The organism is Gordonia sp. 852002-51296_SCH5728562-b, assembly GCF_001665475.1.
Taxonomy (GTDB): domain Bacteria; phylum Actinomycetota; class Actinomycetes; order Mycobacteriales; family Mycobacteriaceae; genus Gordonia; species Gordonia sputi.
Window position 1 is genome coordinate 1 of sequence record NZ_LZMI01000057.1, and the last position, 18,631, is coordinate 18,631.

General features: G+C 65.4%; 15 protein-coding genes and 1 pseudogene. 5 read left to right on the forward strand and 11 right to left on the reverse strand.

The features are described from left to right. Window positions 1–64 precede the first annotated feature (64 nt). A complete protein-coding gene (locus A5766_RS09690) occupies window positions 65–433 on the forward strand; it encodes a hypothetical protein (protein ID WP_156527428.1) in 369 nt (122 codons plus the stop codon). 16 nt (window positions 434–449) lie between these two features. Here A5766_RS09690 and A5766_RS09695 read toward each other — a convergent pair whose 3' ends face one another. The 5 genes from A5766_RS09695 to A5766_RS09715 all read right to left on the reverse strand — a co-directional run bounded on the left by A5766_RS09695 (window position 450) and on the right by A5766_RS09715 (window position 8,076). After that, complete coding sequence (locus tag A5766_RS09695; protein WP_064904512.1) at window positions 450–3,035, reverse strand: DEAD/DEAH box helicase; 2,586 nt, start codon at window positions 3,033–3,035, stop codon at window positions 450–452. After that, the gene (locus tag A5766_RS09700) at window positions 3,036–5,192 is read right to left on the reverse strand and encodes a DNA methyltransferase (protein ID WP_064904516.1); all 2,157 of its coding nucleotides are present in this window, start codon (window positions 5,190–5,192) and stop codon (window positions 3,036–3,038) included. It abuts the gene before it with no gap. 39 nt (window positions 5,193–5,231) lie between these two features. After that, entirely contained in the window at window positions 5,232–6,329 is a 1,098-nt protein-coding gene (gene ychF / locus A5766_RS09705; protein WP_064904518.1) for a redox-regulated ATPase YchF, read from the reverse strand. Window positions 6,330–6,340: 11 nt separating this feature from the next. Continuing rightward, window positions 6,341–7,621: an AI-2E family transporter gene (locus A5766_RS09710; RefSeq protein ID WP_064865830.1), complete on the reverse strand. Its 1,281-nt coding sequence runs from the start codon at window positions 7,619–7,621 to the stop codon at window positions 6,341–6,343. 68 nt (window positions 7,622–7,689) lie between these two features. Further along, entirely contained in the window at window positions 7,690–8,076 is a 387-nt protein-coding gene (locus A5766_RS09715) for a hypothetical protein (protein WP_231894603.1), read from the reverse strand. Between the two features lie 117 nt (window positions 8,077–8,193). On the opposite strand from A5766_RS09715, the pseudogene A5766_RS09720 reads away from it, so the two are divergent. From A5766_RS09720 to A5766_RS09735, 4 genes and pseudogenes are all read left to right on the forward strand, one after another. After that, a pseudogene (locus A5766_RS09720) lies at window positions 8,194–9,704 on the forward strand (Ada metal-binding domain-containing protein). A gap of 57 nt (window positions 9,705–9,761) precedes the next feature. After that, window positions 9,762–10,406, forward strand: coding sequence for a methylated-DNA--[protein]-cysteine S-methyltransferase (locus tag A5766_RS09725; protein WP_064864331.1), 645 nt, complete (start codon window positions 9,762–9,764; stop codon window positions 10,404–10,406). A 63-nt stretch (window positions 10,407–10,469) separates the two neighbouring features. Beyond that, window positions 10,470–11,684: a DNA recombination protein RmuC gene (locus tag A5766_RS09730; protein WP_064864333.1), complete on the forward strand. Its 1,215-nt coding sequence runs from the start codon at window positions 10,470–10,472 to the stop codon at window positions 11,682–11,684. 34 nt (window positions 11,685–11,718) lie between these two features. Next, window positions 11,719–12,825, forward strand: a complete 1,107-nt coding sequence (locus tag A5766_RS09735) for a DUF6542 domain-containing protein (RefSeq protein ID WP_442902954.1) — start codon at window positions 11,719–11,721, stop codon at window positions 12,823–12,825. Between the two features lie 20 nt (window positions 12,826–12,845). Here the strand turns inward: A5766_RS09735 and A5766_RS09740 are convergent, their stop codons facing one another. From A5766_RS09740 to trhO, 6 genes are all read right to left on the reverse strand, one after another. Continuing rightward, on the reverse strand, window positions 12,846–13,427 hold the full coding sequence (locus A5766_RS09740) for a nucleosidase (protein ID WP_064864338.1): 582 nt from the start codon (window positions 13,425–13,427) through the stop codon (window positions 12,846–12,848). Continuing rightward, on the reverse strand, window positions 13,424–14,200 hold the full coding sequence (locus A5766_RS09745) for a fructosamine kinase family protein (RefSeq protein WP_064864340.1): 777 nt from the start codon (window positions 14,198–14,200) through the stop codon (window positions 13,424–13,426). Before A5766_RS09745 ends, A5766_RS09740 begins: the two co-directional genes overlap by 4 nt. Next, a complete protein-coding gene (locus tag A5766_RS09750; RefSeq protein ID WP_064864359.1) occupies window positions 14,193–15,137 on the reverse strand; it encodes an SDR family oxidoreductase in 945 nt (314 codons plus the stop codon). The genes A5766_RS09745 and A5766_RS09750 overlap by 8 nt, the downstream gene beginning before the upstream one ends. 74 nt (window positions 15,138–15,211) lie before the next feature. Then, window positions 15,212–16,273, reverse strand: a complete 1,062-nt coding sequence (locus A5766_RS09755) for an N-acetylmuramoyl-L-alanine amidase (RefSeq protein WP_064864362.1) — start codon at window positions 16,271–16,273, stop codon at window positions 15,212–15,214. A gap of 202 nt (window positions 16,274–16,475) precedes the next feature. Next, window positions 16,476–17,603: a CobW family GTP-binding protein gene (locus A5766_RS09760; RefSeq protein ID WP_064864343.1), complete on the reverse strand. Its 1,128-nt coding sequence runs from the start codon at window positions 17,601–17,603 to the stop codon at window positions 16,476–16,478. Beyond that, on the reverse strand, window positions 17,600–18,466 hold the full coding sequence (gene trhO / locus A5766_RS09765; protein ID WP_064864345.1) for an oxygen-dependent tRNA uridine(34) hydroxylase TrhO: 867 nt from the start codon (window positions 18,464–18,466) through the stop codon (window positions 17,600–17,602). The genes A5766_RS09760 and trhO overlap by 4 nt, the downstream gene beginning before the upstream one ends. Between the last annotated feature and the right edge of the window lie 165 nt (window positions 18,467–18,631).

An 18,631-nucleotide genomic window follows, 5' to 3' on the forward strand; every position in this document is an offset into this window, starting at 1 on the left:
AGGTCGCTACAGTAGAAACCGCCCACGGGTGGGGAATTTCAGTGAGCACACCTGGGGAACTTTCTTGAGCCTCGTCAGGGCCGGGATGTCAGAGCCGTACAAGAGCGCCGAGGACTTCGACATTGGACTCTGGTCGGGAGACCACGGCCAGACGACCGTCGAGTGCAGTGGGGACCGTCAAAGCCCCACGATGGTCATCTCCTCACCAAAGGGGGACGTTGCGACCGTGACGCCCAACGGCAGCGACCTCACGATCTCCGTCGCGATGAGTGACGGCACGACGGTCGAGGACACCGCTAGCGGCATGACAACCGGTGGAGCGGTGGTCGATTTCGACGGACGACAGGTCTACCGCCCCTCGACCGAAGACGAGCAGTCGTACTTCGGGCCGGAGCGCACCGCCCTGCACGGTAAATGGACCTGCCAGGCCTGACCGGCTGCCAGTCGATTCAGTAATCGCTCGCCAGGTCTGATTCGTACAGAGCCTTGGCGCTCTGTGACTCACGGATGGCCTGACGTACCTTGGGCTTGGTGATGTCCAGCACGCGCAGGGCGCCCCCGGTCTCGGCCACGGACTCGATGCGTCGGAAGTCCTCTGTGAACCGCTCCGCGAAGTCGGCCAGACCGCGCAGTTTCGGCAGCGCGTCGGACAGATGGTGTCCGTGCGGGTCCACCAGGTCCACCGCGACGGTGCCGTCGTGGTTGGTGCCGAAGAAGAGGAAGTCGGGGCGTAGTGCCTTCCAGTCGCCCAGTTCGTCTTTATAGGCGACGGCGAGGGACTCCTTCGTGGCGCGATCTGGGTTCCGATACCACGCCTTGAATCCGGGCTGGGTGGTCTCGGAATCCAGCACCTTGCGCTCCCACTCATTCAGCGTGATCGGGACTGTGCCGTCCTCGGTGGTCAGCAGGTGCATCTCGCGGGTGGGCAGGTCCTCTTCGGTGCCGCCCGGGTGGCGCACCTTGGTGTCGGCCTGTCCATTCTTCGGGACGGTGAGGCTGATCGGCTCGGGCGTGGTGGACATGGCCTCCAGACCGTCGTACTCCGCCTGGCGTTCGTCGGTGAGGCCCTTGCGGGCGACACGGGTCTGGGTGAGCCACATCCTCGCCAAGGTGTCGGCCTCGCCTTCGACGGCCTGAGCAATCTCAGGGACCCGCCCGAGGGAGGCGACAGTGATGTGCGCTTCCAGCAAGTCGTCTTCGTCCCCGTCCGGTCCCACCAGGTGGTCCACGTAGGTGGAGCACAGAGCGGGGCTCAACACTCGGGTGGCTGTTCGGTAGTAGTCCTCGATGGCGCGCGGGTCGGCGCTGACCGCGAACGCCTTGTAGGACAGTCCTCCCCCGACCCGCCCCCGGACTTCCTCGCCTTCCATGGTGAGCACGTCCTCGCGAGCGGTGGCCACCTTGTCCTGGTACTGCACGGTCCGACCGTCGAGAGCCGCATGTAGTTGCGTGTACGCCTGCTCCACAGCCTCATCCACCAGGTGATCCTTGGACAGCGCCACGGCCAACGCGGTGAGCCTGCGGATCGGCTTGACGTTCTTCTTCGGGATCGTGACCGAGGGGATGACCCCGAACCGCTCCCAAACCGCCTTCTCGATGACTGGGTTCGGGTGCAGCGGGCTCGGGTCAAACAGCACTCTGCGGCCCAAACCGCCGCCTGCGTCCTCACCGTCGTCAGCGTCCTTGCTGGTCGCGCCCTTCATGAGCAGTTCGGCTACGCCAGTGGCGGTCTTGCGGTCGAACAGCGGCAGTAGGCAGTCCACCGAGTTGAGCAACTCGTTGCCAGGGATGCGCCTAGCCAAGGGTGTGCGCATCATCCGTCCAAGCAACTGGGTTATGTGGGTGCGATCCTTGGCTGGCCGGAAGGAGACCAGCACCTCGGCGCGCGGACAGTCCCACCCCGTAGAGATCGCGCTCTTGGCCAGCAGCACCCGTACATGGGTCGCGTCCTGCACGCGCTGAGGCTCGATGTAAGGGACTACCTGCTGACTGATGGTCAGGTCGGCGTGCTCTCCAAAGACGTTGGCCACGGCGTCATGACCCAACTCCGGCCAGGCGTCGTAGATCGTATCGAGGGTGCGGGTGAGTGTCTCCGGTGAGGGCTTGTCCCCGACCTGGATCACCAGCAAGGGGCGCACCGCCTCTGAGTCGTGCTGCTCTCGCGCGTAGTCCTCCCACGCTGCCGAGGAGGTCTTGATCTTCTCGACGGCCTTGGTCAGCAGGACTGTCTCGAACACGCCTTCTTCAGCGGGGATCGACAACGCGATGTCGTCCTTCAACAGACCAGACGCCTGGACCAGCGCCGAGTCCACCTGCACCGACGGCAGGGCGTCCCGGCCCTTTGCGTCCTTCATCGCTGCTTCGAAGCGCTCGACCGTGGCCGAGATGCCGAACACGACGGGCATGGGTGGTACGGCGCCCTGACCGTTGATGAGTCGCTGCACGATGGTGGATCGGTCGCTCACACGCGTGCCCATGCCACGGTGCGCCTCATCCAGGATGAGATAGAGCGTCAGGTCCTCGTTGGCCACGGTGTTGGTGATCGTGTCGTAGATCGAGGACTGCACCTCATCTGGTCGAGGTTCCATGCCGGGCAGTGTTGCCTCCCCGTTGGTCTGATCGGGGGCACCCTTCACGAGACGGGAGTTCTTGCTCAACTTCTGAGTGTTCAGGAAGTACACATTCCCAGGCCGGAAATGGGGTTCGGAGAACGTCGTGGGCACTACCCGCAGACGGGAGTCCAACTCACCTGCCGCAGCCTGGATGCGGGCGCGGGACTGTTCATTCAGTGCCGGGTCATCCGAAAACCACAGCACCACCGCTCCGGGATCAGGTGCCACGTCGAACTCGTCGCTGCCGAAGAACAGCGCCTCGATCACGGCAGCCGCCATCACGGTTTTTCCCGCGCCCGTGGTCGCGGCAAGCGAGAACTGCGACAGCGCGCCGTAGCGACGGTAGGAATCTCGAGCGCGTTCCAGATTCCGCAGTACGTCACGCACAGCCTCGGCCTGGTAGTCCTTCAGCGTGTAACGCATCTACAGGCTCCGTCCCGTGTTGATCTCGAAGTTCTGGAGGTAGGACTCATACAGCCGCACCGGGACGACCTCGCTGGGCAGTTCCCGACACACGATCTGGAACGCGCTGTCGTCATCCGTCACGATGTAGGCAAGCCCCACCCCGTCACGTTCGCTCAGCACCGCTACGAACTCGTCGGCCTGGTCCAAGTTCTCCAGCACCGCGTAGGACTCGGCCACGTCCCAGCCGTCCTCACCCAGGTCGGCGATGATACGGCCCTGCGACCCGGCCCTCATCCACAGCATCGGAGCGATCCGCTCGAACGCCCGGTTGTGACGAACTGAGAGGGGGGCCTCGTACGTCAGGGTGAAGAAGGCGGCGTTCTCCGCAAGACCGTCTGCTGCGTGGCTGCCGTCCTCGTACTCCAGTTCTACTGGGTGACCGTCGGGGCGGAGACCGGTGAGGGCCGCCTTGATTCGAGGCACGGTCACGTTGCGGAAGATGCCTTGCGCTTCCCAATCTTCATCGCCAGGGCGAAGTCCGGCCTCGCGGAAGCGGGACTGCTCGGTGGGTCCGACCTCATTGTTTGTGACTGAGATCGAGCGACGGCGGCCCCCGTCCGCGCGGTTGAGCATTGCGAGCGCGTGGGCCGTCGTTCCGGAACCTGAGAAGAAGTCGAGGACCAGTGCTTCCTTCTTGTGTGCCAAGACAGGCTCTAACGCATCCCGGGTTGCATAAAGTGACTTCGGGAAGTCAAAGACACGAGCGTTCAGCAACTTCCGAAGGACTACGGAGCCATGCCAGCCCGCATCGTGACGCGCACGCTTCCATACGGTTTTGGCTCGGGCTAGGTCGCGTTGCATCACGAGGAGAGCAGTTCCTGTCTGCTCGTCATAGCCAGAAATCACCACCTCGCCGCGGTCGATTTTTGACCGTACGCCGTTGGGGACATAACTGATCGCCCAGCCCTCCGGTCGAAGGACGGACTTCACTAGTCCTTGCTGGAGAAGCGACAGCAGTGTCTCTGGTATTGCCTGCCAAACGCCGAGAGTTCCATCTCGGCGGAGCGGCCAGACAGCGACGAGCCCGTCGGGCGTTTCAGAGGCCTCTCGCTCGCTGGGCAACCACCGGTTGGGGTCACCCGACACTTCTCCGGAGGAGATCCGTTCCCGAAGAGTCCGTCCCAGGCTTGCGACGCGACCTAGTTCGGGATCGACGAAGATGGGGTAGGCCATGCCGAGGCCATCTGAAGGACTGGCGTTGGTACCTGCGCGCAGTAATCCCTTCCAAAAGCGAATGTTCCGCTGAGTGTCTCCATCCGAAAGCAAGTCGTCTTCAGTCGCGTGGACCCCCGCGTTCCCGAAGAAGCAGTACAGCGCGTACTCCTCAACACGCGCGAAGCGGCCCTGGGCCACCCCCTTGGGGTTGATCACGATCGTGACCATCTGGATGTAGGCCCCCGGAAAGGTTTGTTCAAGGAGCAGGCGGAGCCGGTGCACCTCATGCTCATCGATCGTGACGATGAGGACGGAGTCGTTGGGGTTCAGCAACTCTCCGGCGATCTTTAGCCGCCGCTCCATGAACGCGAGCCACTTCGAGTGCCGGTAGTCGTCATCACTGGCGACGTAATCGTTGTTGTACTTCCAGTCCCTCGCTCCGGTGTTATAGGGCGGGTCGATGTAGATTGCATCGATGGAGTGCCGATGTGTATAGGTCAGCATCTCCAGCGCGTGGAAGTTCTCCGCGTTGATGACTGTGTGGAACGGCTTGTCCGCACCGCGTTCGACCCTGCCGGTCTCGACCAGGCCGGGGTAGATGCGGTCCCTGAACTCCGCGACGACCACCAGGTCGCCAGCGAGCACGGTCTGCGTCGCGGGCTCCTCAATGTCCAACTCCGCGAGGTGAGCCACCCGCTGGCCATCGACACGCTCGATCCGCGTCACCCGCCACAGTCGCTGGTCTCCGGGCTTCGTCTCCCCGCGAGGCGCAAGCACCCGCACTTTGTCGCCGCGTCGTACCGGCCTACCGGGCAATTCGACGGCCTCGGGCTGGTGCTGCTCGAAGACAAGCCCGAACGTGCGGCGCTTGGTGAGCGCGGAGATCTCTGATTCCAGGTCAGCACCGAGTTGAGGGTCGGTCTTGCGTGCCTGCCTGAGTAGTTCCGTCAGCCGTGACACGGGCGTCTCTCCTTTGTGCGCACCCGAGAGCCGCTCATGCTACTTCTTTCCGCCAGAGGTTAATCCGCTACGGAACTCGACGACATCCCCGTCGTGCATGACATAGTCCTTGCCCTCCATACGCACCTTGCCAGCGGCCTTGGCGGCCTGCATCGAGCCGGCGGCGTCGAGGTCGTCGAACGAGACGATCTCGGCCTTGATGAAGCCCTTTTCGAAGTCCGTGTGGATGACGCCTGCAGCCTTGGGTGCGGTGTCGCCCTGGTGAATTGTCCACGCGCGCGACTCTTTTGGCCCCGCGGTCAGATAGGTCTGCAGGCCGAGCGTGTGGAATCCGGCCCGCGCGAGGGAGCGCAGGCCCGGCTCGTCCTGCCCGATAGAGTCGAGCAGTTCCTGGGCGTCGGCCTCGTCGAGTTCGAGTAGCTCGCTCTCGACCTTGGCGTCGAGGAACACCGCGTCGGCAGGTGCGACGGCGGCCTTGAGTTCGGCCTTGCGGGCGTCGTCGGTGAGGATCGACTCGTCGGCGTTGAACACATAGAGGAACGGCTTGGCCGTCATCAGGTGCAGTTCACGAACCGACGCCAGATCGAACGAATCCTTCTGCGAGAACAGGGTTTTGCCGGAGTCGAGGATCGCCTGGGCCTTCTTCGCGGCCTCGAGGACCTCGGCCTGGTCCTTGTTCTTACGCGCTTCCTTCTCGAGCCGCGGAACGGCCTTCTCGAGTGTCTGCATGTCGGCGAGGATCAGCTCGGTCTCGATGACCTCGATGTCGGCGAAGGGATCGACGCGGCCGTCGACGTGCACGACGTCGTCGTCGGCGAAGACGCGGACGACCTGACAGATGGCGTCCGCCTCGCGGATGTTGGCCAGGAACTGGTTGCCCATGCCCTCGCCCTCGGAGGCGCCCTTGACGATGCCCGCGATGTCGACGAACGACACTGTTGCGGGCAGGATGCGTTCGCTGCCGAAGATCTCGGCGAGGCGGTCGAGTCGCTTGTCGGGCAACTCCACCACGCCGACGTTGGGCTCGATGGTGGCGAACGGATAGTTCGCCGCGAGGACGTCGTTACGGGTCAGCGCATTGAAAAGGGTGGACTTGCCGACGTTGGGAAGTCCGACGATGCCGAGGGTGAGACTCACGGGTGTCCAGTCTACGGTGACGCGTCGGCGTCGTTTGCGTCGCCACCACCGGCGTCGGGTGGCTCCTTGTCGTCGGGCACTCCGACGTTCTCGGTCACCGGGGCGCCCTGCGGCGGCAGCGTCTCCCCCGCTCGCTCGGCTATTCGTTCGTTGAGGTAGCGCAGGACGACGGTGAATGTGGCAGCGGCAGGCACCGCGAGGAACGCTCCGGTGATGCCGAAGATCGAACCGCCGAGGGTAACCGCGAGCAGCACGATGACCGCGTGCAGGTTCATCGACTTGGCCTGCAACCACGGCTGCAGCACGTTCCCCTCGAGTTGCTGCACGGCGATGATGATCGCGAGAACGATGAGTGCAGTGGTCAGACCGTTCGACACGAGTGCGATCAACACGGCGAGCGCGCCCGCCACGAACGCACCGACGATGGGGATGAAGCCACCCATGAACGTGATCACCACAAGCACTCCGGCAAGCGGCACTTTCAGTATGAACAGACCGATGCCGATGAATGTCGCATCCACCAGGCTCACGATGGCCTGCGTGCGGATGAAGCCGCCGAGGGTGCCCCACATGCGACGCAGCACCTCACTGATGTGCGTTGCCGACGGGTGCCCGATTGTGCGGTCGATCCACGGGGTGAACTTGGGTCCGTCTTTCAAGAAGAAGAAGACCAGGACGATCATGGTGAACAGAGTGACGAGCACCGAGGTGGCCGTCCCGACCCCACTGAACACACCCGACGCGATGGTGGCCGAACTCGATTGGAGCTTGCTGACGATCGCGTGGACGGCGTTGTCGATCTGCTCGTCCCGAACGTTGAGCGGCGGGCCCTGCACCCACCGCTGCAGTCGCTGCACACCGTCGGTGGCGCGGTTGGCCAACTCGGGCGCCTGCGCGACCACCGACGGGACGATCAGAGCGATCACCGCAGCGACGACGCCGATCGCGACCAGCATCATCACCAAAGCCGCGGCGGCAGGCGGAACACCTTTTCGGCGCATCAATGCGACGGGTGGCCAGAGCACTGTGCAGATGATGATCGCGAGCAGCACCGGCAGGAGGACGACCCACAACTTGCCGACGACCCACAGCAATACCCAGACCGCAGCCACGACGAGCACAGCCTGCAGCGCGACGATCGCAGACTCGCGGAGGCCTTCCCGGATCACCGACATCCGGGTCGGGTGTTTCTTGTCGGCAGCCACTGCGGAGTCGGTGGCGGAAGTGGCGGGTGCGGTCTCGGCGGGTTCAGAGTCGGACGTGGCAGGGACGTTCTCGGACGAAGCGGTCACGCGATGATCCTCACATGAGCAACCGGGTCATGCGAAAAGCGATCGCTCGCATGACTCGGATCGTCGCTTCAGTGGCGCGCGAAAGTTCGCTTGAGCCAGCGCAGCATCGCGTTGATCGCCTCGATCTCGGCAAGCATGGGGGTCAAGATCTCCGGGGGGATCGGCGCGTCGTCGTCCGCGGCGCTACGTTGCGGAGTTGCCTTCACCGAAGCATCACCGGCAGGCTCGACGCGGCCGTCCGGTCCCACCCCGCGTGTCGACGACGTGTTGTCGAGGTGAGCGAGGTCGTCGACGCCTGCACTCGGTCCGGATAGCTGCTGCTCGGCGAGAATGCTGTCGACGGTCTCGGATCCGTACAGTCCGCGCAGAATGTCCAGACCCCACTCGGGATACTCCACGAGCGGGAGTTCACGGTTGCGACCTCGATGTCGAAAACCGCCAAAGTGTGTACTCATGCGTAACATGGTGCCACCCAGATGTAATCTACGTCACGTTTTTCCGGTTTCCCTCACGGCCTCAGCGATGGCCGATTTCCGCCAGAACAGTCCTGCGCGCCGTGTCAGAGTTGAATTATGACCACCCCGCCGATGGCCCCTGGCCTCGACTTCGATGCCTGCTACCGGGCGTTGTCGGCTCGAGATCGACGATTCGACGGCCAGTTCTTTGTCACCGTGCACACGACCGGCATCTACTGCCGCCCGTCATGTCCCGCCCGGACACCACTACCCGCCAACATCTCGTTCGTCCCGACCGCAGCCGCAGCCCAGACGCGTGGATTCCGCGCGTGCAGACGCTGCGCACCCGACGCCGTGCCGGCTCACCGAGGTGGAATGCCAACGCCGACCTCGGTGCGCGAGCGATGCGGCTCATCTCCGACGGCGTGGTGGAACGCAACGGCGTCGACGGACTCGCCGCGGCACTCGGCTACTCCCCTCGCCATCTCACTCGAGTGCTGACCGACGAACTCGGCGCAGGCCCCCTCGCGTTGGCCCGCGCGCACCGTGCGACCAGTGCACGCATACTCATCCAGCGCACGACGATGCCCATGTCCGACGTCGCATTCGCCGCGGGATTCTCCAGTGTGCGGCAATTCAACGACACGATCCGCGAGATCTTCGGCCTGACGCCGACGCGGCTCCGCGCGCTCCGCGGCAACAGCGCGGATGTGGGAACTCACGCCGATGACGGTGCGATCTCACTGCGCCTCCCCTACCGCGAACCCTTCGACGCCTCCTGGCCCGCGACGCTCTTGGGTGCACACGCCGTCGACTCGATGGAAGAGTTCACCGGCGATCCCGCGGGCGACTGGACGTTCTCGCGCGTCCTCACGCTCCCGCACGGGCATGCCCTTGCCCGGATCTCACTGGGATCGGGGCGTGAACGGCGCGGCGGTTACCTGCGAGTCGACCTCTCGCACCTCGACACCCGAGACCTCGGCGCGGCAGTGTCGCGCGTACGCCGCCTCCTCGACCTTGACGCCGACGCCGCTGCCGCAGAAGACGTCCTGCGGCGCGATCCACGCCTTGCACCCCTGATCGACGCAGGCCCCGGCATTCGGTTACCCGGATCGCCGGACCCGACGGAGGCTCTGATCCGCACGATGATGGGCCAGCAGATCAGCGTCCGCGCGGCACGCCATCACGTCGGGGCATTGGTCTCGGCTCTCGGGACGGACACCGGGTGGAGCGACGGTCCCGCACGGGCGTTCCCCACCGCGACGGCGATCGCCGACAACGGTGGGTCGGTGCTGCGGGGTCCGTGTACACGCGTCGACGCCATCGTCGCCGCGGCGTCGGCGATCGCCGAAAACTCGATGGAACTTCACCAGGGGGTCGCTGCGTCTGAGTTGCGTGCTCGTCTTCTGACTCTGCGCGGGGTCGGGGCCTGGACCGCCGACTACGTGACGATGGTCGTCACCGGCGACCCCGACACCCTGCTCCACCACGACCTCGTGGTGCGGCATGCCGCGAACGATCTCGGCGTCGACCTCACCGCCACTCAGGGATGGGCACCGTGGCGCTCCTACGCATCGATGCATCTGTGGCGCCATCGGCTCGGGCCGCAGCTCGGCACGGTCGCCTGACCGCCGAACCGGCGTGTCCGCGCACCGGACCGCACCGACACGCGCCAGGAGGCAACCATGACAACACTCGACGCCGTCCCCACCGAACCCACCGAGCCATCGACCGACCCCGATACCACCAACGCAGAGCCGTCAACGGTCGAGTCCGAGGCGGTTGAGTCCGAGGCGGTTGAGTCCGACGCGGCTGAATCGTCAGCGGCCCACGCGACCGTCGCGACGCCGACGGGCCCCTTCACCTTTGTTGTCGACGACGCAGGCGCGGTGCTGGCCTCGGGCTGGACCGACGACGCCGCGTCGCTCTTGCCGTCGATCCACCGGGCACTCCGACCGGCGTCGTCTCGGTGGTCTGAGGAACTCACGGAGGTGCGCGACGCGGTCGACGCCTACTACGCCGGCCAACTCGACGCGATCGACGCGGTGGCGGTCCGGCAACGTTCGGGCCCCTATGTGGAGAAGGTCTGGGAGTCGCTGCGCGCCGTCGCGCCGGGCAGTCCCACGACGTTCGTCCAGCTGGCCGAGGCGACCGGACACCCGACGGCGATTCGGGCGACCGCCACGGCCTGCGCGAGAAACGCGGCCACGCTGTTCGTTCCGTGCCACCGCGTCCTCCGCCAGGACGGCACGGTCGCGGGATTTCGCTACGGCAAGCCGCTCAAGCAGTGGCTGCTCACCTACGAGGACGGCGGTACCCCGACGTTCTGACCTCAATGGCCCCCTGAACTGCACTGACGGGAATTGTCGGTACCGGACGGCACCATCACTGTCATGTTGTCCGTCGCTATCGCTCTCTTCGTGGGTCTGTTGCTCGGTGCCGTGCTGGGTTGGCTGGCCAACGCATCACGCTCTGCCGCGGCGGTGTCGGCCGCACGTACGGAGGCCGACGCGCTGCGCAGCTCCCAGGAGCTCGCAGCGCGATCACTGTCGGCGGCAAGCGAAGACGCCGCACGCAGACAGTCGACTGCCATCGGCAGCCAGGTCAACCACATCGTCGAGCCACTGCGCGGGGTGCTGGGTCAGTTGTCGGAAGAACTGCGCAGGGTCGAGCACAACCGGATCAGCGCGTATTCGGGGCTCGCCGAGCAGGTACGCGGTATGCACACCGCCTCTCAGCAGCTGTCGAACGAGACCCGCGCGCTGGCCAACGCGCTGCACACACCGCATATCAGGGGCCGCTGGGGCGAGCTGCAGCTCGAACGGGTCGTAGAGCTGGCAGGCATGAGCGAGCATTGCGACTTCAGCACGCAGGTGTCGGCCGAGTCCGACATCGCCGGGCAGGTTCGACCGGACATGGTGATCCACCTGGCGGGCAACCGCGACATCGTCGTCGACGCGAAGGTTCCGCTGCACGCGTACCTGTCCGCCGCGGACTGCACCGATCCGGACAAGCAGGCAGCGCTCCTGGCCGACCACGCGCGCGCGGTCAGGGCACACGTGACGCAGTTGGCGGCGAAGTCGTACTGGACCGCGTTCGCCAATACTCCGGAAATGGTCGTGTTGTTCGTACCCGGAGACACCATCCTCGACGCCGCGGTGCGCGCTGATCCCGGACTCATCGAATACGGGTTCGCGCGGAACGTCGTGGTGACGACCCCGACCAGCCTCGTCGCATTACTGCGCACAGTCGCTCTCGGGTGGCGTCACGACGCCCTCGCCGCCGACGCCGCGACGATCCGGGAGCTCGGCGTCGAGCTCCACCACCGCCTCGGATCGGTCCTGAATCACCTCGACAAAACGGGCGCTTCACTGCGTCGGGCGGTCGAGTCGTTCAACTCGACGCTCGGCGCCGTCGACAGCCGCGTCGGAGTCACAGCCCGCAAACTCGCGTCGCTCGAATCGCTCGGGATCTCCTCCGAACCGGATCGACCCAGCCCCGTCGATGTCGGTGTGCGCCCCACTCCCGGAATGTCCCTATCAGAGTCCGACAACCCGGACCGAATACCCGACGAACCAGACGCGCGCGCAACATCGAGCACTGGTTAAGGGAAATCCGGGGATCACCCGGTACCGTCTAGGAGTGCCTTTCCCGCAGCGAAGCCGCTCCGCGGTGCCCGTCGACCAACAGTCGGTACTGCCCAATGTCAGGGGTATCCCCTGGTGGGGCGCCGTTCTGGTGGCCGCGGCCTTCACCGCTGTTGGTGCGATCATCGACGCCAATCACAGCGAGGCGCTGGGCTCGGTCTTCAACTTCTTCTACCTCGTCGGCTGCGTCGTCGCTGTTCTCGCTGTCCGCAGGCGGGCGTTGTTCACCGCCGTCGCACAGCCGCCGCTGATCGCGTTCGGTGTGGGTGTCATCACCCTGTACGGCCTCAACACCGACGAAGCGTCGGGCCTCAAGAGCCTGATTTTCAAGGTCCTGCTTCCGATCGCCAACGACTTCCCGTGGATCCTGTTCACCTTCCTCGTCACGCTGGCACTCGGTGTAGGACGCTGGTACATCACGCGCGGCCAAACGCTGACCGATTCACCCGCACCGAAACGTCGATCACGCGGCGTGGGTACCGAGCACACGTTCAAAAATCCGCCGCCGAAGAATCCGACACCGAAGGATTCGACGTCGCGCACGTCTGAGGCTGCCCGCGCGCGAGCCGGGGACTCGAAGACCAAGCGTTCGCCGCAGAGTGGCGCAGCGAAGTCGGACCGAGGACAACAACCCGGTACCGCTCAGCGTCGGGCGAAGGCTGCTCGACCGGAGTCCGATGCGACGCCACGCACGCGTAAGGCGCCCGCACAGCCAACGTCGACCGATGACCCCCGTCCTCGACGCCGCGCCTCTGGCGAGCCGGGCGAACGCCCCAAGGGTGACCCGACCCGGGGCCAGCGAAACGAGGGCGAACGGAGCGCGGGGCGTGAACGCCCGGCGCGCGACGATCACCGCGAACGCCCCGCCCGCGAGCGTCCAGCGACCGACGACGTCGCGCGCCCCCGCCCGCCTCGTCCCGCACAACAGGATCCTCGTCCGCGGGCGACGGCCGGGCAGGTGCAGCGCACTGCTGCCGGCGAGCAACTCGACGGCCAGTCCGTCCGCGCCACTGCGGCCGCCGATCTCGATCGGTACGAGCCGGCAACACGCGCGGCGGGTTCTGCTGTCTACCAGACCACTCGCGCACGCAATCAGCGCTGAGCGTCAAAGAGTGCTGAGCGTCAAAGAGTTCCGTCGGCAAGCCAGTCGCCGAGTAGCCGGGCCGCGCCGTCGACCAGCGACGGCCAGTCCATCGCCTGCTCGTCGGCACCGTCGCTGACCACTTTGACCAATTGGCACCGCACGTCGAACGCGGCAGCGACGTATGTGACGGCACAGCCCTCCATATCCACGAGGTCTGCCTGCCGTGCCAGACTCGCGCGACGTACCGGGTCAGCGACGAAGGTGTCGCCCGAGGCGAGCACCGAGCCGTCGCCGTCGGGAACCACCCACCGATCGACGATCGGGTAACCCATGGCACGTAGTTCGGTCGCGCTGATGTCGTGCTCGACGACCACCGACGGCAGGAACAATCCAGCGTGGTGATCGTGCAGCGCTCCCGCTGTACCGATGTTGACGACGAGCCTCGTCGACGGCGCCGACGGGTCGGCCAAGGCGCGGGTCAAGGCGGCGGTCGCGCGCATCTTGCCGATTCCCGTGACGAGCAGTCGCGCACCGGACGGCACGTACCTCGCCTCGGCCTGGGTAGCCGAGACGATGAGGATCGAGGGATCGAAGTCGTGGTCAGTCGGTGTCGAATTCATCGGTACCCTTCCGCGAGCGCCAAGGTCGCGCGGGCCGCATCGCCAAGCGCCACACCGTATCCGGGTCCGTGTCGCACCGAATGCACCGCGAGCGGATGCATCTGGTGCAGCGGAATTCGTTGCCGCCATCCGTCGGTGAGTTGATGTGTCCGCTCATACGATTCGACGACGCTGTCGAGATGCGGGCAGCCGAACAGCGCGAGCATCGCGAGGTCGGTCTCGCGGTGCCCGCCATGCGCAGCGGGATCAATGAGGACCGCACCATCTGGCGTCCACACCACGTTTCCACCCCATAGGTCACCGTGCAGGCGCGCAGGCGAAGCACCGTCGTCGAACGTTCCGGCGGCGATGAGATCGCAGGCTTGTCGGGTCGACTCCGCGTCACGCTGCGTGACGTTGCCCGCGGCGATTCCCGCCTCGAGGAAAGGCAGCACGCGCGCCGAGGCGTAGAACTCACCCCAGCGGTCAAGCTCGACGGTGGGCAGGGGCAGCTTCCCGATGAATTGCCTGCCATCGTAACCATCTGGTGGAGAACCGAATTGGGCCGCGCCGGCGTCGTGCGTGCGGGCAAGCATGTGGCCGAGGTCCTCGGCCGCGGCGACGGTCGGGCGTGTGGTGGCCAGTCGTTCGAGTTCGATGTCGTTCGCGGACACCGAGATCACGCCGACTACCCGCGCTCCCCCTGTCGCCAGCCATCGCAACGACGCCGCTTCGGCCGCGAAGAAGTCTGGATCATCGCCCGCCGCAGCGGTTTTGATGAAGGGGTTACTCACCCGTAGTCCGCTGTCGTCCCCGAGTGCTCGCGTTCTCCGCTGACCGCGTCTCGAGTGTCGTACCTGCAACGCGCGCGAGGTGATCGAACTGGTTGTTGGCGATGCGCATGACGATCTCGTACGGCAGCGCGAACTTGCGCGCCCACCAGTACCCGAAACGGGTATCGAAGGAGGTGTAGACCATGAACTTGTTCTTCCGTACACCTGCGAGAATCTTGGCCGCAGCGGATTCCGGACTGACTGAGATGCGGTGAAAGTGACTGATGGCCTTGGCAACTCGCGGATCATCGCGGTCGACCCCGACAATGCTCACCGTGTTGACGAGCGGCGTGGCGACGGCACCCGGACACACCAACGAGACACCGATGCCGTGTCGGCGAAGGTCGAACCTCAACACCTCGGAGACACCGCGGATTCCGAATTTGCTCGCGCTGTAGGCGGCGTGCCACGGCAGCGCGAGTAGCCCCGCCGCCGACGAGACGTTCACCAGGTGCCCACCCTCACCTCGTCGAACCATCTGTGGCACAAAGGATTCGATGATGTGAATCGGACCCATGAGGTTGACGTCGACCATCGACCGCCAGTGCTTGTGCTGCAGATTCTCGACGGTTCCCCACACGGAGATACCAGCGATGTTCATCACCACGTCCATCACGCCGACCTCGGCGTCGACCTGGCGCGCGAACGCCGACACCCAGTCGTAGTCGGAAACGTCGCCCGCGAGGTGGAAGAGCACGACACCACCGGAAGCGGTTATCTCGGCGACCACCTCGTCGAGTGTCTCGGCGTGCAGATCGGTCAACACCAGCTCGGCGCCCTGCGCCGCCGCCGCCGCTGCCGTTGCCCGGCCGATTCCGCTCGCCGCACCGGTGATCAGCACCTTGCGACCGCGCAACGACGGCACCGGCGTCTTCATGACGAGATCATGGATACCCATGGTTTCCAACAGTAGCGGCAGGTTCACCGGACGCGAGTGCGGACCGGCCGATCAGTGAACGCCTGTACCCACACTCACCCGATGGGTAGTTTGCCGTCGAACAACCCGTAAATCACGTCGAGCATCGCGTTGAGCACCTGCGCCGACACGTCAGGCCCTTCGGACAGCAACAGCTGGGTGATCTCTTTCGGGTCACCGGACTTCAGCAACTGTTGAACGAACGGAATCACCAGCGACAGACCGCCATCGGAGCTCGGAGCGCTCGACTGCGGGGTCGCCGGCGGCTTGTTGAGAGTGTCAACCGAAGGCGAAGCAGCGCCCGGGTGCGCATAGTTGAGGATTCCGTTGGTGATCGCCATCGCGTACTTCAACTGTCCGTCGTGACCCGCCAGTGCTGCCGCTTCGCTCGGGTTCGACAAGTTGCCCATCTCGATGAACACCGCAGGCACCGTCGTGAGATTCACCGCGGCGATGTCAGACCTCGTCTGGATGCCATTGTTGACGCCCGCGTAGTTCGCAGGCGGGAAGCCCGCCTTCACGAACGCGTCGCGCATGATGTCCGACGCCTTGCGCCCCTGCCCACCCTGCACCGCGTTCGCCTTGGCGTCGGGAAGCGGAAGCGCGGGCACGATCATGTGAAAGCCCTTTTTCGCAGCGTCAGCGCCCGCAGTCGTCGAATCGGCGTGCAGGCTGACAGCGACCGCCGCCCCTGACCGGCTCGCGGCGGCCGCGCGTTCGTCGACGCATCCGCCCCACCCTGTGTCGTCGGGCCTGCTCAGCACGACTCGTGCACCCTGGCTTTCCAGACCGGCTTTCACCAGTTGCGAGATCTGCCAGTTCACGGTGTGCTCGGCGGCCCCGTTGACTCCGGTGGCGCCGGTGGTCTGGCAGTCCTTCTTGCCGCCGCGGCCGTCGGGCACCTGCGCCGACAGGCTGTGGCCGGCAGAGCCGCCCTGATGTCCTGGATCGAGAAAAACCGTCTTACCTGCAAGGGAGTTGCCGGTCGCCGACGGTGCGGCGGGTGCAGCCATCGCGGTACCCGCCCCCGTCGTGACGGTGACGGATGCGGTGGCCGCAAACGCGAGCGCGGCGGCAACAGCAGACACACGGGTCCGCAGGTGTCGTTTCTGGGTCATCACGGTTTCGGGCACGCTCGGCTTCTGCCGGGCGAACCCCACTCCTTCCAAGACGCAACACTGGTCACAACAGTCACAGCTTTAACAGCTAAGCAGCCGACTGCGCAATGTGGAAATCGGTGACCTGGGACGATGAGATTCGTTAGGCAGCTGTGATGTCACTGCAATCGGCGGGACGCGCTCACCGATCAGTGGGATGCGGTCAGTGCGTGTCCGGCAGGTGACGAGTGATGTGCAGAATGCCGTACTCGTCGTCGGCCGTTTCGGCTGTCGCCAGCACGCCCGCGAGAGCCTCCCGCGCGTCGGTGCGATCCATGCCCGATCCGATCGCGACGATCCTGGTTCTTGGCTCCTCCCCCGACCAGCCGTCGCGCGTGATGCGAACAAAACCGCCGACACCGTGGACGACGTAGCGCTCGGGATACCCCGGCAGATCGAACCGGACCACACCCTTGATGCGATAGCACCCGGTGGGCGGCTCACGAAGCAATGCTGCGAGACGTCGCGGATCGACGGCGTCGGCGGTGTCGAGTTCGACGGACTGGTAGGTGTCGTGCAAGTGCGCGTGCACCCCGTGCCCTGCAGGCTCCCCGTGAGCTTCTGCGTGCTCGGGGTGTTCGGCGTCGGGGATCAGCAGTTCGTCGAGTGTGAGCTGACGCGGCGTCGTGACGTCTTCGACAGCGCGCGCGAGCCGATCGAACAGCAACGCCGGATCGACCCGCCCTTCGGCCACGGCGACGACGGGCGCGGACGGATTCACCTCGCGGACCGTGGCGACCAGCTCCGAGAGCGCCGCAGCGTCGACGAGGTCACGCTTGTTCACGACGACGAGATCAGCGATCGCGATGTGCGAGTCGACGTCGGGGTGCCGCACGCGTAGTTCGGCAAAACCCGCGGCGTCGATCACGTATACGAGTCCGCCGTAGCGCATCGTCGGGTCGTCGAGTCCCGCGACGAGGCGGACGAGCGTCTTCGGTTCGGCGATGCCACTCGCTTCGATCACGATCGCGTCGAGTCCGGCTTCCGGTCGGGCAAGCGCCACCAGCGCGGCGTCGAGTCCGTCGCGGTCGACCGAGCAGCACATGCAGCCGTTGGACAGCGTGACCGCTCCGTCGGCCTGACCGGCCACGAGCAGTGCGTCGATGTTGATGGCCCCGAAGTCGTTGACGAGGACGCCGAGCCGCGCCCTGTCCGCGACTCCCCCATCCACAGCTCCCCCATCAGCGGCCTGTCCGGCTCCGCCTGCGCGGAGGAGGTGATTGAGCACGGTCGTCTTACCCGCACCGAGAAAGCCCGCGAGAACGACTACGGGCACCGGCTCCGGGGTCATGCGGGCGAGTCGGCAAGTCCGTCGAAGCAGTCGGTGCAGATCACCGCCAGCTCGCGTCCCAGCCGATCTGGATAGTTGTCGACGTTGCTCGTCGGTCGACCGCACTCGCTGCACCTGCCGACCACGGCGGCGTCGTCGGAGAAGTCGACGGTCATCCGCTTGTCGAAGACGTACAGCGAGCCCTCCCAGAGGCCGCGGTCGCCATACTGCTCGCCGTAGCGGACGATGCCGCCGTCGAGTTGATAGACCTCCGAGAAGCCGCGCTTACGCATGAGCATCGAGAGCACCTCGCAACGCACACCGCCCGTGCAGTAGGTGACGACCGGGCGATCCTTGAGGTGGTCGAATGCGCCGCTGTCGAGGAGCGGTACGAAGTCACGCGTGGTCTCGACATCGGGTACGACCGCGCCGGCGAAACGCCCGATCTGCGCCTCGATCTGATTGCGCCCGTCGAAGAAGACGACGTCGTCGCCGCGTTCGGCAACGAGGCGGTGGACGCCCTCCGGATCGAGTCGTTCGCCACCTCCGACGACGCCATTCGCGTCGACATCGAGTTCATCGGGCGCACCGAATGTGACGATTTCCGGGCGGACCCGAACGACCAACTTAGGGAAGTCGTCTCCGACACCTTCCGACCATTTGATGTCGACATCTCGGAATGCAGGGTATTCACGCAGTCTTCTGACGTAGCGTTTGACGCTGCCCAGTTCGCCGCCGACTGTCGCATTGATACCGTGCGGGGACACAATGATCCTTCCGCGAAGATTGAGCGATTCGCACACGGCTACTTGCCACAGGCGTATCGCTTCGGGATCCGGAAGCGGCGTGAAGACATAGAACAACACGATCTTGGGGGTCGACACAGTGCAAGGGTACGGTCGGCGCCGCGCGCGTTTTCTGGCGGTTCCCGCATTCGCTGCGGCTGCGGTGCTCGGTGTTGCGATCACCTCGTGCGGGTTGAACACCAGCACCACACCCTCGTCGATCGTGCTACCTCCAACCGACAACTTGTCGACCGAATCGGATTA